This is a genomic window from Nonomuraea salmonea (assembly GCF_042428605.1).
GTDB lineage: Bacteria > Actinomycetota > Actinomycetes > Streptosporangiales > Streptosporangiaceae > Nonomuraea > Nonomuraea salmonea.
In genome coordinates this window covers 1098518-1116412 of sequence record NZ_JBHMCF010000011.1, presented here as the reverse complement: position 1 = coordinate 1116412, position 17895 = coordinate 1098518, and the positions used below count along the sequence as shown (strand labels likewise).

General features: G+C 72.0%; 20 protein-coding genes. 12 read left to right on the top strand and 8 right to left on the bottom strand.

The window, feature by feature from the left end; all coding sequences use genetic code 11:
- Positions 1-6: 6 nt before the first annotated feature.
- Positions 7-984 (bottom strand): adenosylcobinamide-GDP ribazoletransferase, encoded by a 978-nt coding sequence (locus ACFFR3_RS15540; RefSeq protein ID WP_379483318.1) that lies wholly within the window; start codon positions 982-984, stop codon positions 7-9.
- A 34-nt stretch (positions 985-1018) separates the two neighbouring features.
- On the opposite strand from ACFFR3_RS15540, the gene ACFFR3_RS15535 reads away from it, so the two are divergent.
- Positions 1019-1819: an ABC transporter ATP-binding protein gene (locus tag ACFFR3_RS15535; protein ID WP_345400907.1), complete on the top strand. Its 801-nt coding sequence runs from the start codon at positions 1019-1021 to the stop codon at positions 1817-1819.
- Between the two features lie 15 nt (positions 1820-1834).
- Here ACFFR3_RS15535 and ACFFR3_RS15530 read toward each other — a convergent pair whose 3' ends face one another.
- The gene (locus ACFFR3_RS15530; RefSeq protein ID WP_345400910.1) at positions 1835-2830 is read right to left on the bottom strand and encodes a bifunctional adenosylcobinamide kinase/adenosylcobinamide-phosphate guanylyltransferase; all 996 of its coding nucleotides are present in this window, start codon (positions 2828-2830) and stop codon (positions 1835-1837) included.
- Between the two features lie 198 nt (positions 2831-3028).
- Here ACFFR3_RS15530 and ACFFR3_RS15525 point away from each other — a divergent pair, with 198 nt between their 5' ends.
- Positions 3029-3241: a hypothetical protein gene (locus ACFFR3_RS15525; protein WP_364374036.1), complete on the top strand. Its 213-nt coding sequence runs from the start codon at positions 3029-3031 to the stop codon at positions 3239-3241.
- A gap of 69 nt (positions 3242-3310) precedes the next feature.
- On the opposite strand, the gene ACFFR3_RS15520 is transcribed toward ACFFR3_RS15525, so the two are convergent.
- Entirely contained in the window at positions 3311-4309 is a 999-nt protein-coding gene (locus ACFFR3_RS15520) for an aldo/keto reductase family protein (protein ID WP_345400913.1), read from the bottom strand.
- A 57-nt stretch (positions 4310-4366) separates the two neighbouring features.
- On the opposite strand from ACFFR3_RS15520, the gene ACFFR3_RS15515 reads away from it, so the two are divergent.
- Complete coding sequence (locus tag ACFFR3_RS15515) at positions 4367-5377, top strand: SMI1/KNR4 family protein (protein ID WP_364374030.1); 1011 nt, start codon at positions 4367-4369, stop codon at positions 5375-5377.
- Positions 5378-5408: 31 nt separating this feature from the next.
- Here ACFFR3_RS15515 and ACFFR3_RS15510 read toward each other — a convergent pair whose 3' ends face one another.
- On the bottom strand, positions 5409-5993 hold the full coding sequence (locus ACFFR3_RS15510; protein ID WP_364374027.1) for a DUF3043 domain-containing protein: 585 nt from the start codon (positions 5991-5993) through the stop codon (positions 5409-5411).
- A 153-nt stretch (positions 5994-6146) separates the two neighbouring features.
- On the opposite strand from ACFFR3_RS15510, the gene ACFFR3_RS15505 reads away from it, so the two are divergent.
- The 7 genes from ACFFR3_RS15505 to ACFFR3_RS15475 all read left to right on the top strand — a co-directional run bounded on the left by ACFFR3_RS15505 (position 6147) and on the right by ACFFR3_RS15475 (position 12925).
- Positions 6147-6974 carry a PspA/IM30 family protein gene (locus ACFFR3_RS15505; protein ID WP_364374024.1) on the top strand — a complete coding sequence of 276 codons (828 nt, stop codon included), beginning with the start codon at positions 6147-6149 and terminating at the stop codon, positions 6972-6974.
- Positions 6971-7249, top strand: coding sequence for a PspA-associated protein PspAA (gene pspAA / locus ACFFR3_RS15500; protein WP_355425016.1), 279 nt, complete (start codon positions 6971-6973; stop codon positions 7247-7249). The genes ACFFR3_RS15505 and pspAA overlap by 4 nt, the downstream gene beginning before the upstream one ends.
- Before the next feature lie 46 nt (positions 7250-7295).
- Positions 7296-8153 (top strand): zinc metalloprotease HtpX, encoded by an 858-nt coding sequence (gene htpX / locus ACFFR3_RS15495; protein ID WP_379483388.1) that lies wholly within the window; start codon positions 7296-7298, stop codon positions 8151-8153.
- A 5-nt stretch (positions 8154-8158) separates the two neighbouring features.
- Complete coding sequence (pspAB, locus tag ACFFR3_RS15490) at positions 8159-8719, top strand: PspA-associated protein PspAB (RefSeq protein ID WP_364374016.1); 561 nt, start codon at positions 8159-8161, stop codon at positions 8717-8719.
- Between the two features lie 70 nt (positions 8720-8789).
- Complete coding sequence (locus ACFFR3_RS15485; protein ID WP_364374013.1) at positions 8790-10277, top strand: alpha/beta fold hydrolase; 1488 nt, start codon at positions 8790-8792, stop codon at positions 10275-10277.
- A gap of 60 nt (positions 10278-10337) precedes the next feature.
- Positions 10338-12236, top strand: a complete 1899-nt coding sequence (locus tag ACFFR3_RS15480) for a protein kinase domain-containing protein (RefSeq protein ID WP_379483317.1) — start codon at positions 10338-10340, stop codon at positions 12234-12236.
- A gap of 65 nt (positions 12237-12301) precedes the next feature.
- Complete coding sequence (locus tag ACFFR3_RS15475) at positions 12302-12925, top strand: SIMPL domain-containing protein (RefSeq protein WP_379483316.1); 624 nt, start codon at positions 12302-12304, stop codon at positions 12923-12925.
- An 8-nt stretch (positions 12926-12933) separates the two neighbouring features.
- Here the strand turns inward: ACFFR3_RS15475 and nadA are convergent, their stop codons facing one another.
- Positions 12934-14085 carry a quinolinate synthase NadA gene (gene nadA / locus ACFFR3_RS15470; RefSeq protein ID WP_345400946.1) on the bottom strand — a complete coding sequence of 384 codons (1152 nt, stop codon included), beginning with the start codon at positions 14083-14085 and terminating at the stop codon, positions 12934-12936.
- 164 nt (positions 14086-14249) lie between these two features.
- On the opposite strand from nadA, the gene erpA reads away from it, so the two are divergent.
- Positions 14250-14603, top strand: a complete 354-nt coding sequence (gene erpA, locus ACFFR3_RS15465) for an iron-sulfur cluster insertion protein ErpA (RefSeq protein WP_043638338.1) — start codon at positions 14250-14252, stop codon at positions 14601-14603.
- Between the two features lie 110 nt (positions 14604-14713).
- Positions 14714-15700: a carbohydrate kinase family protein gene (locus tag ACFFR3_RS15460; protein ID WP_364374004.1), complete on the top strand. Its 987-nt coding sequence runs from the start codon at positions 14714-14716 to the stop codon at positions 15698-15700.
- 146 nt (positions 15701-15846) lie between these two features.
- On the opposite strand, the gene ACFFR3_RS15455 is transcribed toward ACFFR3_RS15460, so the two are convergent.
- From ACFFR3_RS15455 to ACFFR3_RS15445, 3 genes are all read right to left on the bottom strand, one after another.
- The gene (locus ACFFR3_RS15455) at positions 15847-16281 is read right to left on the bottom strand and encodes a CBS domain-containing protein (protein WP_364374001.1); all 435 of its coding nucleotides are present in this window, start codon (positions 16279-16281) and stop codon (positions 15847-15849) included.
- A gap of 72 nt (positions 16282-16353) precedes the next feature.
- Positions 16354-16599: a sulfurtransferase TusA family protein gene (locus ACFFR3_RS15450; RefSeq protein WP_195899870.1), complete on the bottom strand. Its 246-nt coding sequence runs from the start codon at positions 16597-16599 to the stop codon at positions 16354-16356.
- On the bottom strand, positions 16596-17738 hold the full coding sequence (locus tag ACFFR3_RS15445; RefSeq protein ID WP_345400951.1) for a cysteine desulfurase family protein: 1143 nt from the start codon (positions 17736-17738) through the stop codon (positions 16596-16598). The genes ACFFR3_RS15450 and ACFFR3_RS15445 overlap by 4 nt, the downstream gene beginning before the upstream one ends.
- Positions 17739-17895: the final 157 nt, after the last annotated feature.

The following is a 17895-nucleotide window of genomic DNA, read 5'->3' as shown; positions in this document are numbered from 1 at the left end:
GAGGCGTCAGGCGAGCAGCGCGTACGCCACCAGCGTCACCGTGACGGCCGTCTCCACGAGCGCGCCGAGCACGTCCCCCGTGACGCCGCCGAGGCGGCGCCGCGCGCGGCCGAGCAGCAACAGGGCGGCGGCCAGCCCGGCGAGCAGCGCGACAGGGGCCGCCAGTGTCCGCCCGAGCGCCGCGACGCCGCCCGGCAGGAGACCGCTCGCCTCCTCGTAGCGCATGCCGGGCACGGCCGGCTCGGGGCAGTCGGGGAAGGCCGCGAAGTCCAAGGGGCATCCCTGGACCACCACCGCCGTCACGTTGACGAGACCGTCCACGACGAGACCGTCCACGGCCGGGCGGTCGTCCACGGGCGCCGGGCCCGGGGCGGCGAGCAGGCCGATGGCGGCGGCGGCGAGCACGGCGGCCAGCGTGACGAGCACGACGGCCGGGCGGCGTACGGTGCCCGCGACCATCGCGCCCAGGCCGTCGGGCCGGGCGGCGGGCACACCGGCCCGGCAGGCCCAGGTCAGCGCGAGCCGCCCGGCCAGGCAGGCGGTCACCAGCGCGGCGTAACGCGCGTAGGGGGCCGCGTCGGAGGCATCGCCCGGCGGGCTGACGGAGACCAGGGCCGTGACCTGGACGAGCAGCGTGAACACCAGCGTCACGACACCGAAAGGTCCGATGTCCGACTTTTTCATGATGTCGAGCGCCTGGTCGGCCGGTTTTGCGCTGCCCAGGCCGTCCGCGAGATCGGCCAGCCCGTCGAGGTGCAGCGCGCGGGTGAGCAGCGCCAGCAACGCGAGCGCCAGCGCCGCCGCCAGCAACGGCCGCTCGCCGAACAGCACCAGCGGCAGCCCCCCCGCCAGGCCGAGCACCAGCCCGACGCCCGGGGCCAGGGCCATCGCCCGGCCCGCCACCTGGCGGTCCACCCGCTCCACGCGTACGGGGAAGACGCTCAGCGTGCCCACGGCGAACCGCAGCCCGTCCATTGACCGCATAACGGAGGATCCTAGGGCCCACTAGTGTGGCGGGATGCACGTGGTTGAACTGGAAGGCGTGGGCGTCCGGGTCGTCGGCAAAACGCTGCTGGACGGCGTCGACTGGCAGGTGGACTACGGCGATCACTGGGCGGTCCTGGGGCCCAACGGGGCGGGCAAGACGACGTTGCTCTCCCTCGTGGGCGCCGTACGTCACCCGAGCGAGGGCGCGGTCAGCGTGCTCGGCCACCGGCTCGGCCGGGTCGACGTACGCGAGCTGCGCCGCCACATCGGGCTGGTCACCTCCAGCCAGCGGCTCATCGACGAGGAGCTGATGGAGGAGGAGGGGGCGAGCGCGCACACGGTGGTGCTCACCGGCCACACCGGCACGAGCGCGCCCCTGTGGGACCGGTACGGCGACGCCGAGCACGACCGCGCCCACCGACTCCTCGCCGACCTCGGCTGCAAGGAGCTGGCCGAGCGGCCCTTCCGCGTGTGCTCCCAGGGCGAGCGGGCCCGCGTCAGGGTGGCCAGGGCGCTCATGTCCGACCCCGCGGTGCTGCTGCTCGACGAGCCGTTCGCCGGGCTCGACCTGCCCGCCCGCGAAGACCTCATCAGCGCCGTCGAACACCTCGCCGCCATCAGGCCCGTGCTCACCACCGTGACCGTCACGCACCACCTGGAGGAGGTGCCCGCGACGACCACGCACGCCATGCTGATGCGCGACGCCAGGGTGCTCGCCGCCGGGCCGGTCGCCGACGTGCTCACCTCCGACCTGCTCAGCGACTGCTTCGGCCGCCCGCTCCAGGTCGACAGGATCGACGGCCGCTGGTACGCCCGCGCCACCCGCCCCTGACGCCCTGCGAAGCCCTCAGAGGGCGAGCACGCGGCCGGCGACCACCAGGGCGGCGTACTCCGATTCGGCCGCCAGGCGCTCGTTCAGGCGGCCCAGGGCGTCCCTGAACGCGCGCCCGCTGGCCGTCGCGGGCACCACGCCCATGCCGACCTCGTCCGAGACCGCCACCAAGGGCTGAGGCGTCTGCCGCCACGCGGCCACCAGCTCGTCGCAGCGGGCGATCACCGGGGCGCGGTCGCCCTCCCAGGCGCCGTGCTCGTCGAACACGGCGGCCAGCCACGTCCCCAGCCCGTCGATCAGCAACGGTGTGGTGGCGGCGCGGATCGCCGCCGCGAGCGCGGTCGTCTCCAAGGAGGCCCAGTGCGCGGGCCTGCGCTCCCGATGCGCCCGCACCCGCGCCGCCCACTCGCCGTCGCCCGTGCCGTCAGGGCCGGTGGCGACGTACGTGACGTGCGGCTCGGCCGCCAGTCTGGCCTCCGCCTCCGCCGACTTCCCCGATCTGGACCCGCCCAGCAGCAGCGCCCGGAGCGGCGTCAGCGGCGCGACCCCCTGGCCCGGCGTCACCTCCGTCCCGTCGGGGACGGTGATCGCGCCCCACAGCCGCAGCCGTCCGGCCAGCTCCTCCTCCGACCGGATCCGGTGGTCGAGCCCGACGGCCACCACCGTGGTCGCCGCGTCCGCCAGCCCGGCGCGGCGCAGCTCCCCGAGGCGCTCAGGACGGTCGAGGAGGTCGATCAGCACGACGTCGTACCGGGAGGTCTCCTGGACGGGCACGGAGGCCCCCTGAGGGAGGTGGAGGAGACGGGTGCCGTCGGGGCAGACCAGGCCCAGGCCGCCGGCGCACGGCCGGTAGCCGTCGGGCGGGTCGCGGAAGGGGTACGTCACGACGCCGTCCACCACGAAGCCGAACGGGCGGCGACGGTCAGGGGGCGGTGCGGCGCAGGAGGCGCAGCGGCAGCCGGGCTCGGGCCGGCCCGAGGCGCCCGCCGTACCGGTGAGAAGGACTTTCACCGCGCCGAGCGTACAAAAGGACCGGGGGTGAGGCGGGCACCGAACGGGGGGAGACAGAGGGAAGGCGGCCGCCGTCCAGGCGGCCCCTGCCGCAACACGGGAACGCGCGCGGCATCGATTGACCGGAAAGCTCGGGAGTAGGGTTCCCAGTGCCTGCGGAGGGTGCGCCGGCGAACCCGCGGAAAAGGAGCGTATGGCATGACATGGCGGTGGCGTTATGAAAATGCGCGTGGTGCTGAGGTGACGGATCGCCCTTTGCCGCGAGAGGTTTTTCCCAGCCAGGCGGACGCCGAGTCCTGGATCGGTGAAAACTGGCGTGAGCTGCTCGAATCGGGTGTCGAGCAGGTCGCGTTGCTTGAGGAGGACCGAGTGGAGTACACGGGATTGTCCTTGCGCCCCGAGTCACCTTAAGCAGGGGCGGGAGAAACGAAAAACCCCTTGAGCGGAAAGTCCGGCTCAAGGGGTTTCGTCGTGGAGAACCTACGGGCGGCTGCTCGGGCTCGCCGTCTTCGACGCGTCACGCTCGACCACGTCGCCGAGCACGTCGTCGATCTTCTTCAGCACGTCGGCGTCGAGCTTGACGCCCGCCGCCTTGACGTTGTCGCGCACCTGCTCGGGGCGGGTGGCGCCGACGATGGCGCTGGAGACGTTCGGGTTCTGCAGCACCCAGGCGACGGCCAGCTGCGCCATGCTGAGGCCCAGGTCGGCGGCGATGGGCTTGAGCTCCTGGACGCGGGTCAGCACGTCGTCGCGCATGAACCGGGCGATCATCGCGCCGCCGGTCTTGTCGGTCGCCCGCGAGCCCTCGGGCGCCTGCTGGCCGGGCAGGTATTTACCGGTCAGCACGCCCTGGGCGATCGGCGACCAGACGATCTGGCCCACGCCCTCCTTCTCGCTGAGCGGCACGACCTCCGACTCGATGACCCGCCACAGCATGGAGTACTGCGGCTGGTTGGACACGAGCCGGTCGAAGCCCATCTCGTCGGCGATCTTCAGGGCGCGGCCGATCTGCTCGGCCGTCCACTCGCTGACGCCGATGTAGAGGACCTTGCCCTGGCGGACGAGGTCGTCGAACGTCTTGAGCGTCTCCTCCAGCGGGGTCTCGTAGTCGAAGCGGTGTGCCTGGTAGAGGTCCACGTAGTCGGTCTGCAGGCGGCGCAGCGAGCCGTGGATCGACTCGAAGATGTGCTTGCGCGACAACCCGCGGTCGTTCTTGCCGGGCCCGGTCGGCCAGTAGACCTTGGTGAAGATCTCCAGCGACTCCCTGCGAACGCCCTTGAGCGCGCGTCCCAGCACCTCCTCGGCCTTGGTCCCGGCGTAGACGTCGGCGGTGTCGAAGGTGGTGATGCCCTCGTCGAGGGCCGCCTGCACGCACTGCTTGGCGGCGTCCTCCTCGACCTGGGAGCCGTGAGTGATCCAGTTGCCGTAGCTGATCTCGCTGACCATGAGACCGCTGCGACCAAGGTGTCGGAATTCCATGCGTCCGACTCTAATGGTGGAACATCGGATGATCTGATTCGGGATAGGGTGCGCGACGTGCTGAAGCTCGTACGGCTGGCGCTCACGGCCGCGATCCTGGCCGCCGTCGCGGTCCGGCTGCGCCGGCGCGCCCGCATGCCCGCCAGGCCGCCGGCCCCGCGCAGGGCCACTCAGGGGCCCGCCGCGTGGTGGCCGGGCCGCCCGGTGCGCAGCAGGCCGGTGTGGCCGGTCTGGGCGGCCGTCGCGGGGGTCGTGGCGGTGGTCCTGGTGGCCGCGCTGCTGCCGTACGAGGACACCTCGGGCGCCCGGCTGCAGGCTCAGCGCGAACGGCACAGCGCGCTGGTCGCCGCGGCCCAGCGGACGGCCGCGCCGCCGTCCCCTACCCCTGAGCCGGCCCCCGAGCCGGCCCCCGAGCCGGCCCCCGAGCCGGCACCGACGCCCGACCCCTACTGCTCGCCGGTCACGGGACCGGTGACCGTCCGGCCGATCGACCTCAAGGTCAGGCGGGCGGTGAACCGGCAGTGGCGGCGCATCGAGCGGTGGCTGAAAGTGAACGCGCCGCGGACGTACCGCGGGCTCGGGCGGCCCGGCAAAGCCCGCACGATCGCGATCGCCGAGGCGCAGATGGGCGTGCACTTCCCCGACGACCTGCGCGCCTCGCTGCTGCGCCACGACGGTGCGGCCGGGTTCGGGTTCGGCGCGTGGTTCGACGGCGCGTCGAATCTCAGCGTCCGCGAGATCAGGGACACCTGGCGCCATGAGTGCGGGCTCGACTCCACGGATCGCGGTGACGACCCCTGGGACGAGCTGTGGAGCGGCCGGTTGATCCCGGTCCTCGTCTTCGCCGACATGGAGGAGTACTCGCCGTACGCGCTGGTCGACTCCGCCGACGGCAGCGTCGGCTGGGACGACACGATCGGCGGCATGGCGCCACGGCGGCCGTCGTACCACGCACTCATGCGGGCCGTCGCCGACGCCCTGGAGGAAGGGAAGGATTTCGACGGCTGGCGGCCCGCGGTCGAGCGAGGCGTGCTGCGCTGGGAGATCGTGGAGCAGGGCGATCCGTGAACGGCCGCTGCTACGGCCGTTCCTGAGGCCGCTACTTCTTCGGCGGCACGGGCCGGCCGCCGGGCAGCACCCGCGGCGGCGGGAAGCGCAGCTTGCGGATCTGCAGGGCCCGCATCGCCGCGTAGAAGCCCACGCCCTTGACGCTCTCGTCGGGCAGCTTCTCGGCGACCTCCTTCTTCACCTTGAAGGCCACGAAGACCGAGGTGAACAGCACGCCGAGCATCATGATCGGCCAGCCGATCGTGACGACGTAGCCCAGCACCTGGGCGCGGATCGCCATCGGCCAGGGAATCCACGTGGCCAGCAGGATCACCAGCGAGAACGGCAGGAAGTACTGGCTCGGCAGCCGCCGGGCGTCGACCCAGTCGCGCGCGAATTTGCGGGCGGGACCCTTGTCGCGAACGGGAAGATACCGCTCGTCACCGGCGAGCATGCCCTGACGGGCCTTTTCTCGCTCGGTGGCCTGTTTGGCACGCATCTGCCGGTATGCCTCTTTGCGGTCTTTCGGCGCGGAGACGTACTGGCGGCGCCTGCCTTCGGCATCCCGGCGCTTGGGTGTGGGACGACCTTTACCCTGGGGCTTAGGATCGTCATCGGGGACGGGGGTGTCGTCCACGGAGGTTTGGGAACGGCGTCGCAACACGACGTCAACCCTACCTGGACTGCAACTTAGTGACGCCCTCGTGCGTTATGCGTAGGGTAATCCCAAGGCGGCTGCGCTGCATCGGGATTGACACCAGCACGACCTAGAAGGGGACGGCCGACGCGCATGAGCGTGATGAAGAGACTTTCGATGATCTTCAAGTCCAAGGCCAACAAGGCCTTGGACAAGATGGAGGATCCGCGCGAGACCCTTGACTACTCCTATCAGCGGCAGCTCGAGCTGCTGCAGAAGGTGCGCAGGGGGGTGGCCGACGTCGCCACCTCGCGCAAGAGGGTGGAGCTGCAGATAACCGGCTTGGAGAACCAGGCCAGGAGGCTGGAGGAGCAGGGCCGCAAGGCGCTGTCCGTCGGCCGCGAGGACCTTGCCCGTGAGGCGCTGCAGCGGCGCTCCAACCTGCAGACGCAGATGGCCGACCTGAAGGTTCAGCACGACAACCTGCAGGCCGAGGAGGAGAAGCTGACCACGGCCTCCCAGCGGCTGCAGGCCAAGGTCGACTCCTTCCGCACGAAGAAGGAGACCATCAAGGCCACCTACACCGCCGCCGAGGCCCAGACGCGCATCAACGAGGCGTTCTCCGGCATCTCCGAGGAGATGGGCGACGTCGGCCTCGCGATCCAGCGCGCCGAGGACAAGACGGCGCAGATGCAGGCCCGCGCCGGCGCCATCGACGAGCTGCTCGCCAGCGGCGCGCTCGACGACTTCAGCGGCACCCGCGGCGACGACATCCAGGCCGAGCTCGACCGCATGGGCGGCGGCATGGACGTCGAGCTGGAGCTGGCCAGGATGAAGGCCGAGCTCGGCCAGGGCTCCGCGCCGCAGCCGTCCATCGAGCAGGGACAGCCGCAGCAGCAGGCCCAGCCGCAGGCACAGCCTCAGCAGCAGCAGCAGGCCGGCCCCACCCAGCAGTACCGTCAGCCTGGGGAGGGCGCATGATCGTCAGAATCATGGGCGAGGGTCAGATCGAGATCTCCGCCGACGACATCGCCGTACTCAACGAGCTCGACACCGAGCTCGAGGCGGCCATCGACGCGGGCGACGAGAAGGCCTTCCGCGTCAAGCTGCACGCGCTGCTCGACAAGGTGCGCCACGTGGGCAAAGCGCTTCCCGACGACAGCCTTGAGCCGTCAGAGCTGATCCTTCCCCCCGCGGACGCCTCGATCGAGGAGGTCCGGGAGATGCTGGGCGACCAGGGCCTCATCCCGGGCTGACGCCGTGAGCACGCGGTTCGCGTCCGACTCCGGCCTCACCCGCCGGATGGTCGTGACGATGTTCCTGCTCGGGCTGCTCTACGTCGTGTTCGTCGGCGTCCTGATCGCCCTGGGCGCCCAGGCGCTGACCGTGCTGGTGCTGGCCGGCGCCTTCCTGCTGGTGCAGTACTTCCTGTCCGACCGCATCGCCCTGTTCGCGATGCACGGCCGGGAGGTCTCACCGCAGGAGGCGCCCGAGCTGCACGCCCTGATCGACCGGCTCTGCGCACTGGCCGACATGCCGAAACCACGGGTGGCGATCGCCGAGTCCGACGTCCCCAACGCGTTCGCCACCGGCCGTGACCAGAAGCACGCCGTCGTCTGCGTGACGACCGGCATCCTGCGCCGCCTGGAGCCGCAGGAGCTGGAGGGCGTGATCGCGCACGAGCTGTCCCACGTCGCCCACCGCGACGTGGCCGTCATGACGATCGCCTCGTTCCTCGGCATCGTGGCGGGGCTGATGACCAGGTTCGCGCTCTACACGGGGCTCGGCGGCCGCCGCAACGGCGGCCAGGGCGGATTGCCCATCGGCGTGATCATCCTGCTGGTGTCCGTCGTCGTGTACGCGATCAGCTTCCTGCTCACCCGCGCCCTGTCGCGCTACCGCGAACTGGCCGCCGACCGGGCCGGCGCCCTGCTCACGCAGCGCCCGTCCGCGCTGGCCAGCGCGCTGAGCAAGGTGTCCGGCGACATGGCCAGGATCCCGACCCGCGACCTGCGGGAGGCGGAGCCGTTCAACGCCTTCTACTTCGCGCCCGCGCTGGCCAAGGGCGCGACGCTGGCCGCGCTGTTCTCCACGCATCCGCCGCTCGAGCGCCGCCTTGAGCAGCTGGCCGCCATCTCCCGGCAACTGGGAAGGGGCTGAGGCCCATGGGCTGGCTCGACGCGCTGCTCGGCCGGTCGAAGCCGGTCAAGCCCAACCTCGACGCGCTGTTCGCGCTGCCGTCGGCGGCGGTGACGCTGCAGGCGGCGACCGGGCTCGAGCCGACCGGGCTCGGCTCGGTGGCCTTCCGCGCCGCCGAGGGCGGCGCGTTCGCCACCGTCGAACGCGACGTCAAGGCGCTGCTGGGGGAGCGCGTCGAGGAGTCCGACGACGGCTACGGCTACACCTGGCTGCTCGTCCGCCGGCCGTCCGAGGCGCTCAGCGACCTGGTCACCGAGCTGCACGCGGTCAACTCCTCGCTGGAGGGCGCCGGGTTCGGGCCGTCGCTGCTCTGCTCGCTGGTGTCGTTCGCGCGGCCTGACGGCGGCGGCCGGCTGGCCGTCGTCTACCTGTACAAACGCGGCACCTTCTACCCGTTCGCGCCGCTCGCCGGGCAGAAGCGCGACAACGCGCTCGAACTGCAGGCCAGAGGCGCTCTGGAGGGTGAGCTGCCGCTGGAGAAGGATCTCAGCCGGTGGTTCCCGGTGTGGGGGGCTCCGGGGCTCTGACGGGGCGCTGACGGGGGCGCAGTTAGGGGCGCTTACCTGCGACTTTCGCGTACAGTGATCTAATTGTCACGTGGAGCGAAGGTTGTACGTGTTCGCCGCGTGCGCGTTCATCATGGCGGCGGTGCTGGGCAGCGCCTGGATCACCGGCCAGTTCACCACGCCCGCGGTGGACAGGACCCACGGGTACGTCAGCGAGCTGGCCGCCCGTGACCAGCCGTGGAGCCGGCTGTTCCGGGTCGGCGACGCGCTGTCGGGGCTCGCGTGCGTCCTGGGGGTGCTGCTGGTGCCCAGGGTGGCCCGCGAGTGGCCGGGCTGGCTGGCGCTGGCCGCGTTCGGCGTGTCCACCTTCCTGGGCGGGCTGTTCCCGCTCGACTGCGCCACGCTCAGCGACCCCGCCTGCGGCGGCTCGGGCACTTCACTCAGCCACCTGCTGCACGCCCTGACCGGGGCGTCCGGCACGCTCGCCGTCCTCGCCGCCATGGCGCTGCTCGGCGCGCGGTGGCGGTCGTGGCTGTCATGGGCGCTCACCTGGCTGAGCCTGGTCGCCACGCTGCTGCTGGTCATCGCGCTGATCGCGGGGCACGGCGCCGGGCTCGCGCATCGCGCCCAGCTCACGGTGATCGCGTTCTGGCTGGTGTACGTGGCGCTCCACCTCCTCGTCGCCGAGCCCTCGCCGGCGCCCGTCACCGGCGACGACCCGTACGGGGAGGACGCCTGCCTGCGGGTCGCTCCCGGCCGCATGGGCGGGGTGGGCGGCGCCCGCGTGCTTCCCCCGCTCCCTCCGGACGCCGCCGCCCGCGTGCAGGTGTCCCATCACACGCAGACCCATGTCGTCGAGGAGGGGGCAGGGCCCGCCGTGCTGATCACGGCGGGTCCGGGCGGGGCGTGGTTCCACTGGGACGCCGTGGCGGGGCTGCTGGCCGGGTCCCGCCGGGTCGTGCGCTTCGATCGGCCGGGGCTCGGCCGCAGCGCCCGGCCGGTGGCGCCGCCCACCCTGTACGCCGAGGTCGCCCGCCTGGTCGCGCTCGCCCCCGCGCACCCCGAACGCGTCACCCTCGTCGCGCACGGCGTGGCCTGCTGGCACGCGGAGGCGTTCGCCCGCCTGCACCCGCTGTGCCTGGCAGGGCTCGTCCTGGTGGACCCGGCCTGCGTCGCGGGGCGCAGGCCGCTCGCCGCCGCCAGGACCGCGGGGCGGTGGCTGCCCGTGCTGGGCGGCACCTGGGGCGCGGCCGTGGTGGCCCGCCTGGCGGGGTCCGCCGCGCACCGGCTGCTCACCGGCCGGCCCGACCCGTCGGGCGTCTACACCATGGGCAAGGTGCCCGCCGCGATGGCGGGGGAGTGGCTCGCCCGCCGCGACATGGCGGCCGACCTGCTGCTGCTGCGCGCCGGCAAGCCGTTCCCCGCCGTCCCCGTCACCGTGATCAGCGGGGACGACGCCGACGCCTGCCAGACCCGGCTGGCCGCCGCCCTGGGAGCCGCCCACGTACGCCTGCCGGTGGCCGGCCGCCGCCTGCCTCTCCGCGCCCCGCAGGTGATCGCCGACGCCGTGAACGCGTGACGGCGAGGGCCCCAAGCCAGCAGAATGGCGGGAAAGTCGCCGTTTGTGGGGGTTGAGCCGATGCCTGACCTCGCGCCCCTGCGTCCAGGGGACCCGGCGGAGGCGGGCGCGTACCGCCTGACCGGGCGGCTCGGCGAGGGCGGGCAGGGCATCGTGTACCTCGCGACCGGCCCCGACGGGACGCAGGCCGCGGTCAAGCTGCTGCGCGCCGACCTGGCGGGCGACGCCGAGGCGTCCGAGCGGTTCGTCCGCGAGGTGGCGATGGCGCGGCGGGTGGCGCAGTTCTGCACCGCGCAGGTCATCGAGACCGGGCTGGCGGGCGGGCGGCCGTACATCGTGAGCGAGTACATCGACGGCCACACCCTGTCCGACGTCGTACGCGAGCAGGGCCCCCGCACCGGCGCCGCGCTGCACCGGCTGGCGGTCGGCACCGTCACCGCGCTGGTCGCCATCCACCAGGCCGGCATCGTGCACCGCGACTTCAAGCCGTCGAACGTGGTGCTCGCCCCCGACGGGCCCCGCGTCATCGACTTCGGCATCGCCAAGGCGCTCGACCTGGCCTCGACGCTCACCGGGACGGTGGTGGGCACGCCGTCGTACATGGCGCCCGAGCAGCTCGACGAGGAGGGGCCGGGCCCGAAGTCGGACATGTTCGCCTGGGCAGGCACGCTGCTGTTCGCCGCGTCGGGACGGCCGCCGTTCGGCCAGGACGGCGTGGCGGCCGTGGTGCACCGCATCCTGCACGCCGAGCCCGACGTCACCTGCATCGACGACCCGGCCCTGCGCGCGCTGGTCGCCGACTGCCTGGCCAAGGACCCGGACACCAGGCCGTCGGCCGCCGAGGCCCTCATGCGCCTGCTCGGCCACGCCCGGCCGCAGACCCCTGACCTCCTCCAGGAGGGCAGCACCGCCTCCAGGAACCCCGCGCGCGGACGGCGGATCGGGTGGGCGGCGGCGGCCGGGGTGCTGGCGCTGGCCGCCACGGGCACGCTGGTCGCCGTACGGCTGAGCGGCCCGCCGCCGCGTACCGTCACCTCCACGCCGTCGGCCGCCGCCCTCACGGCCCCGGCGACGCCCGCCACGCGGTCGTACACGCTGCCCGGCACGTCCGTGCGGATCAGCGAGCGCGACGGCGACCCGCTCAAGCTCGCCTCCTACACCCTGGACGGCGGCGAGCGCCTCTACGTCAGGAAGCACGACACCGGCGAGTTCGCCCGCGAGACCCGCTACTTCGAGTACGCCCTGGACCCCAGGACGAACCTCGCCCTGGCCACCGACGTGGACTACAGCACCGACCTGTTCGCCACCGTCTCCATCGTCGACCACGCCACCGGCGCGAGACGCGTGGTCAAGCTCAGCCCGAAGCCGGTCTACCCGGCCACGCCCCGCTGGTCGCCGGACGGCGAGCGGGCGCTGGTCACCCTCTACAAGGGCGAGGGCGGCGCCGCGCAGGCGTACGGCTTCGGCGTCATCGACGTCGCCACGGGCAGGGGCGAGGTCTTCCAGGTCGGCGAGCAGGGCGCGGGGGAGTGGCGCTTCTTCTGGGACGCCGGCGGCCGCGCGGTGGGCACCTGGACGGGCGGCGCGATGACGTTCTACGGCCTCGACGGCAAGGTCCAGCGCACGCTCAAGGACGTCGGAACCCCGGTGTGGGTGGAGGGCGACGACGTCTCGCCGTCGGGCGGCCGGTTCCTGGCGCACTGCACGGCCGCCGGCACCGCGCTGTGCGCGCACTCGACGAGTGGCGGCGCCACCGGCGCGGTGACGGTCCCGGTCGCCGCGGAACGGCTCATCGGCTGGTGGGACGACGACCACCTCGCGGTGTGGCGGGCCAAGGACGGCGGGTACGAGGCGGTCGTCGTGGACATGCGGGGCCGGGCGGGCCGGGTGCTGGCGACGGCCAGGGACAAGGCCGAGTTCGACACGATGGGTTTCCGCTTCTCCAGGCCCACCGCATGAGGCGGGGCGCGACCTACGATCGGGGCCTAGGATCGGGGCCTGGACCCAACCGCGAGGGGGCGCCCGTGGACATCACCGTGGACATCACCGTGGTCGGCGAGGGCTCGGTCCTGGCCGCGCCCGACACCCTGCGGCTCTACGCGGGCGTCGAGGTCCGCAGGTCCTCCGCCGCAGACGCGTTCGAAGCCGCCCGAGCCGCCGCCGCCCGGCTCGCCGAGGCGCTGGGACGCGCGGGCGTGGCCGCCCGCGACGTGACGACGGTCGAGCTGTCCCTGGGCCCCGAGTACGAGGCCTATCCCAAGGTCGCGGCCTACCGGGCGGCGCAGGGCGTCGAGGCCGTCGTCCGCGACGTCGGCCCATATGCGGGCAGGGCCGACCACGTCATCGACACCGTGGCGGGGGTGGGCGAGGAGGCGAGGCTGAACGGCGTGGCGTTCGAGCTGTCCGACCCGGCCGCGGCGCTGGCCGAGGCCAGGGAGCGCGCGTTCAGGGACGCCGCCGCCAAGGCCGCCCAATATGCCGCGCTGGCCGGCCGGCCGCTCGGCCGGGTGGTGTCGGTGAGCGAGCTGCGAGAGGCGCCGCCGCAGCCGATGCGCGCGGCGGCGATGGTGGCCGAGGCCGGGGCCTCGGTCAGCCCCGGCATGCGGCCGGTCACGGTCTTCGTGGAAGTGGGCTACGACTTCGCGTAGACCGGGCGTTACGGCAGCGCCAGCATGCGGTCGAGCGCGACCTTGGCCCAGTGGGTGGTGTCGTCGTCCACGGTGATCTGGTTGACGACCTCGCCGAGCACCAGCGACTCCAGCGCCCACACCAGGTGCGGCAGGTCGATGCGGTTCATCGTGGAGCAGTAGCAGACGGTCCTGTCGAGGAACGAGATGTTCTTGTCGGGGAACATCTGGGCGAGCCGCTTGACCAGGTTCAGCTCGGTGCCGACGGCCCAGCTCGACCCGGAGGGCGCGGCCTGCAGCGTCTTGATGATGTGCTCGGTGGAGCCGATGTGGTCGGCCTTGAGCACGACCTCGTGGCGGCACTCGGGGTGCACGAGCACGTTGACGCCGGGGATGCGGGCGCGTACGTCGTCCACGGACTCGGCGGTGAAGCGGCCGTGCACCGAGCAGTGGCCGCGCCACAGGATCATCTTCGCCCGCTCCAGCTCCTCCTGGGTCAGGCCGCCGTTGGGGCGGTGCGGGTTCCACACCACGCAGTCCTCGAGCGTCATGCCCATCTCCAGCACCGCCGTGTTGCGGCCCAGGTGCTGGTCGGGCAGGAACAGCACCTTCTCGCCCTGCTCGAACGCCCAGTCCAGGGCGCGCCTGGCGTTGGAGGAGGTGCACACCGCGCCGCCGTTGCGCCCGCAGAACGCCTTGATGTCGGCGCTTGAGTTCATGTACGTGACCGGCACCACCGACTCCGCCAGCCCGGCGTCCTCAAGCGCCTCCCAGCACTCCTCGACCTGGTCGTAGGTCGCCATGTCAGCCATGGAGCAGCCCGCCGCGAGGTCCGGCAGGATCACCTTCTGGGCGTCGCCGGTCAGGATGTCGGCCGACTCGGCCATGAAGTGCACGCCGCAGAAGACGATGAACTCCGCCTCGGGACGCGCCGCCGCCTGCTGGGCCAGCTTGAACGAGTCACCCGTCACGTCGGCGAACTGGATGACCTCGTCGCGCTGGTAGTGGTGGCCGAGCACGAACAGGCGGTCGCCGAGCGCCTCCTTGGCCTTGCGGGCGCGCTCCACCAGCCCGGGGTCGGAGGCGGGCGGCAGCTCGCCGGGACAGTCGACCCCCTTCTCGCTGTGCGGATCGGCGCCCCTGCCGAGGACGAAGAGCGGCAGTCCAGTCTGGGTGGCCATCGCCTTACCCCCTTATCGTCGGTTTGACGATACTCATGATGACACACCCCCGAAACGGTTTATTCCGGGGCGTCCGACACCCGGGAATGTGTGGACACCCCCAGGTGTTGGTAGCGTCATCAGTAGGACGTCGAAAACAGACAGCCGGGTTAGGGAGTCAGCAGATGACGGTTGAGAGCAGCGAGACCACGGCACAGGGCCTGATCCTGACTGACGCGGCCGCCGCCAAGGTCAAGAGCCTGCTCGAGCAGCAGGGCGAAGAGGGTCTGCAGCTGCGGGTCGCCGTGCAGCCGGGAGGCTGTTCCGGCCTGCGCTACCAGCTCTTCTTCGACGACCGTTCGATGGACGGCGACGTCGTGTCCGACTTCGGCGGTGTCAGTGTGGTCACCGACCGGATGAGCGCCCCCTACCTGATGGGCGCCTCCATCGACTTCGTCGACACCATCGAGAAGCAGGGCTTCACCATCGACAACCCCAACGCCACGGGCTCGTGCGCCTGCGGTGACTCGTTCAACTAAACGGGTCGCGCCATAAAGGCCGCCAGGTCCCGTCCGCCTTTGAGCGGGCGGGACCTTCGCGTATTCTCGTGGGGCTCTTTGGCCTGCTGACAACGAGGAAGAAGAATCCCGTGCGCATCGCCGTAACCGGCTCCATCGCGACAGACCACCTGATGACCTTCCCCGGCAGTTTCGGCGAGCAGCTCATCGCCGAGCAGCTCGACCGGGTGTCGCTCTCCTTCCTGGTCGATGACCTGCAGATCCGTCGCGGCGGTTGCGCGGCGAACATCGCCTTCGGAATGGCCTGTCTCGGCCTGCGGCCGATCCTCGTGGGCGCCGTGGGCAACGACTTCGCCGACTACCGCTCCTGGCTGGAGCGCCACGGCGTCGACTGCGACTCCGTGCACGTCTCCGAGACCCAGCACACCGCGCGCTTCCTGTGCACCACCGACGAGCACCACAACCAGATCGCCTCCTTCTACACGGGGGCCATGGCCGAGGCCAGGCTGATCGAGCTCAAGCCGGTCTCCGACCGCGTGGACGGGCTCGACCTGGTGCTGATCAGCCCCAACGATCCCGACGCGATGCTGCGCCACACCGAGGAGTGCCGCCAGCGCGGCATCCCGTTCGCCGCCGACATCTCCCAGCAGCTCGCCCGCATGGAGGACGAGCAGATCCGCCAGCTCGTCGACGGCGCCGCCTACCTGTTCTCCAACGACTACGAGAAGGGGCTCATCGAGCAGAAGACCGGCTGGTCCGACGCCGAGGTCCTCGACCGCGTGGGCGTGCGCATCACCACGCTCGGCCCCAAGGGCGCCGTCATCGACCGCAAGGGCGAGCCGGCCATCCAGGTCGCCCCCGCTCCCGAGCGCGGCAAGGCCGACCCCACGGGCGTCGGCGACGCCTTCCGCGCCGGTTTCCTGGCCGGCCTGGCCTGGGACCTGTCGCTGGAGCGGTGCGGGCAGATCGGCAACCTCACCGCCACCCACGTGCTGGAGCGCGTGGGCGGTCAGGAGTACGAGCTGGGCCAGCAGGTCTTCCTCGAGCGGTTCGCGGCCGCGTACGGCGCCGACGCGGCCGCCGAGATCGCCCAGCACGTGCGCTGCTACCACCCCTGACCCGCACGCAGGTGAGCCGGGCCGCTCAGTGGCGGTCCGGCCCCGACCCGGACACAGGTGAGCAGGAACGCTCGACGGCGGTCCGGCCCTGACCCGCATGCCGTGAGCCGGGCCGCTCGACGGCGGTCCGGCTCTTTTCCGCGCGGTCAGCGCGGGGCGTAGACGCGGTGGACGAACTCGGCGAGCTTGTCGTCGCTCAGGTGCGCGGCCAGGTCCGCCTCGCTGATCATGCCGACCAGCCGGCCGCCGTCCATCACCGGCAGCCGCTTGATCTGGTGCTCCTCCATGCGGGCGAGCGCCTCTTCCACCGAGGCGTCCGGCGGCACCCACACCAGCCCGGTGGCTAGCTCGCCCGCCGTGGTCTCGGCCGGGTCGTGGCCGGCCGCGACGCATTTGACCACGATGTCGCGGTCGGTGATGATGCCCGTCACCTGGTCGTCGGGCCCGCATACGGGCAGTGCCCCCACCTCGTGCTCGCGCATCATCTGCGCGGCGCGGTCGAGGGTCTCTTGCGCGCTGATGCACTCGGCGCCCGTGCTCATGACGTCGCGTGCGCATTCTTGCGGCTGTGCGCTGCTCATGGCTTCCCCTGGATGTCGGCGGCTTCCTTCGGAAGTCTCCTACCCGACATATCGGGACAAATCGGGCATGCTCTAGTAATTGCGCCGGACGTGGATCGCCCAGCCCCCGTCCGGCAGCTCGTACGAGCCCACGTGGCGATGCGACTTCAGCCTGCACCACGCCGGCACGTCCGTGTACGCCGCGGGATCGTCGGCCAGCACCGCCACCACCGCGTTGAGCGGGACGTAGTTGATCTGCTCGGCGAGCATGATGATCGGGATCGGGCACTTCTTCCCGAGCGCGTCGATCGTCAAAGCCGGCTGGGTAACCTCGGTCATGCGACTCCTGCGTCCTGGCGGATGCGGCGCACCAGCTCGGGCAGCACGGCGAGGAACTCGTCGACCTCGGCCGCTGATGTGCCCCTGGGCAGCGACACCCGGACATTCCCATGCGTCAGCACGCCCATCGCTTCAAGAACGTGCGATGGACGAAGCGTACTAGCGGTGCACGAACTCCCGGACGATACGGCGAATCCGGCCTTGTCGAGCTCGGTCAGCAGCGCCTCGCCGTCGACGTAGAGGCACGAGAAGGTCACGATGTGCGGCGCCCGCTCGACCGGCTCGCCGATGACCTCGACGTCGGGCACGATCTTCGGGACGGTCTCCCTGATCCGGTCGACCAGCGCGGAGAGCCGCGCCTGCTCACGCTCCGCCTCGTCGAGCGAGGCGCGCAGCGCCGCCGCCGCCGCGACCGCCGCGGGCACGTTCTCGAACCCCGGCACCCGCCGCCGCTCGCGCTCGTCGTCGGGCAGGTGGGAGCGGAACCTGGTGCCCTTGCGCACCGCCAGCACGCCCACCCCGGCGGGGCCGCCCCACTTGTGGGCGCTGGCCGTCAGCACCGACCAGCCCTGCGGGACGGGCAGCCGGCCGGCCGTCTGCGCCGCGTCCACCAGCAGCGGCACGCCGTGCTCGCGGCACGCCTCGGCCGCCTCGGCGACCGGCTGCAGCGTGCCGACCTCGTGGTTGGCCGTCTGCAGGCAGGCCAGCGCCGTGCCAGGACGCGCCACGGCCGCGGCGAACGCGCCGGCGTCGACCCGGCCGGTCAGGCTCACGCCCACCGTCTCGACCGTGCCGCCCGCGCGTTCGTGCACCTCGCCGGCGTGCAGCACGCTCGAATGCTCGACCGCGCTCGTGACCATGTGGCTCCCGGCCCTGCGCCTGCCGTGTAGGGTGCCGAGGACGCCGAGATGCACGGCCTGCGTGCCGGATGAGGTGAACGACACCTCGTCGGGCCGCGCGCCGAGCAGCTCGGCCACCTCTGTGCGGGCCTGCTCCAGCAGCAGGTGCGCGCGGCGGGCAGCGCCGTAGAGTCTCGCGGGGTCGGCCCAGCCGGCGTCGACGGCCGCCAGCAGCGCCTCGCGCGCCTGGGGGTGCAGCGGCTCGGTTGAAGCCGCGTCGAAATACGCCACGAGACTCATCGTCCCACTTCCGGCGCCATGGAGGGGTCGCGCGGTGGGGCAAGGCACCTGCACGCTAATGTGTCTGCAATCAGCTGTGCATCTGGAAATACGAGCGCCCAAGGGAAAGACTCTTGGGCTTCATCTGTGGGGTAGGCGATCCGTGAGTCCGACTCGC

What these genes read in the sequence shown, in the direction of transcription:
- ACFFR3_RS15480 (WP_379483317.1), top strand. Translation starts at nt 10,338, where the DNA reads ATGCCTGACCTCGCGCCCCTGCGTCCAGGGGACCCGGCGGAGGCGGGC.
- ACFFR3_RS15450 (WP_195899870.1), bottom strand. Translation starts at nt 16,599, where the DNA reads ATGACCGAGGTTACCCAGCCGGCTTTGACGATCGACGCGCTCGGGAAG.
- pspAA (WP_355425016.1), top strand. Translation starts at nt 6,971, where the DNA reads ATGATCGTCAGAATCATGGGCGAGGGTCAGATCGAGATCTCCGCCGAC.
- ACFFR3_RS15505 (WP_364374024.1), top strand. Translation starts at nt 6,147, where the DNA reads ATGAGCGTGATGAAGAGACTTTCGATGATCTTCAAGTCCAAGGCCAAC.
- ACFFR3_RS15445 (WP_345400951.1), bottom strand. Translation starts at nt 17,738, where the DNA reads ATGAGTCTCGTGGCGTATTTCGACGCGGCTTCAACCGAGCCGCTGCAC.
- ACFFR3_RS15520 (WP_345400913.1), bottom strand. Translation starts at nt 4,309, where the DNA reads ATGGAATTCCGACACCTTGGTCGCAGCGGTCTCATGGTCAGCGAGATC.
- ACFFR3_RS15535 (WP_345400907.1), top strand. Translation starts at nt 1,019, where the DNA reads ATGCACGTGGTTGAACTGGAAGGCGTGGGCGTCCGGGTCGTCGGCAAA.
- htpX (WP_379483388.1), top strand. Translation starts at nt 7,296, where the DNA reads ATGGTCGTGACGATGTTCCTGCTCGGGCTGCTCTACGTCGTGTTCGTC.
- pspAB (WP_364374016.1), top strand. Translation starts at nt 8,159, where the DNA reads ATGGGCTGGCTCGACGCGCTGCTCGGCCGGTCGAAGCCGGTCAAGCCC.
- ACFFR3_RS15525 (WP_364374036.1), top strand. Translation starts at nt 3,029, where the DNA reads ATGACATGGCGGTGGCGTTATGAAAATGCGCGTGGTGCTGAGGTGACG.
- ACFFR3_RS15455 (WP_364374001.1), bottom strand. Translation starts at nt 16,281, where the DNA reads ATGAGCAGCGCACAGCCGCAAGAATGCGCACGCGACGTCATGAGCACG.
- erpA (WP_043638338.1), top strand. Translation starts at nt 14,250, where the DNA reads ATGACGGTTGAGAGCAGCGAGACCACGGCACAGGGCCTGATCCTGACT.
- nadA (WP_345400946.1), bottom strand. Translation starts at nt 14,085, where the DNA reads ATGGCCACCCAGACTGGACTGCCGCTCTTCGTCCTCGGCAGGGGCGCC.
- ACFFR3_RS15540 (WP_379483318.1), bottom strand. Translation starts at nt 984, where the DNA reads ATGCGGTCAATGGACGGGCTGCGGTTCGCCGTGGGCACGCTGAGCGTC.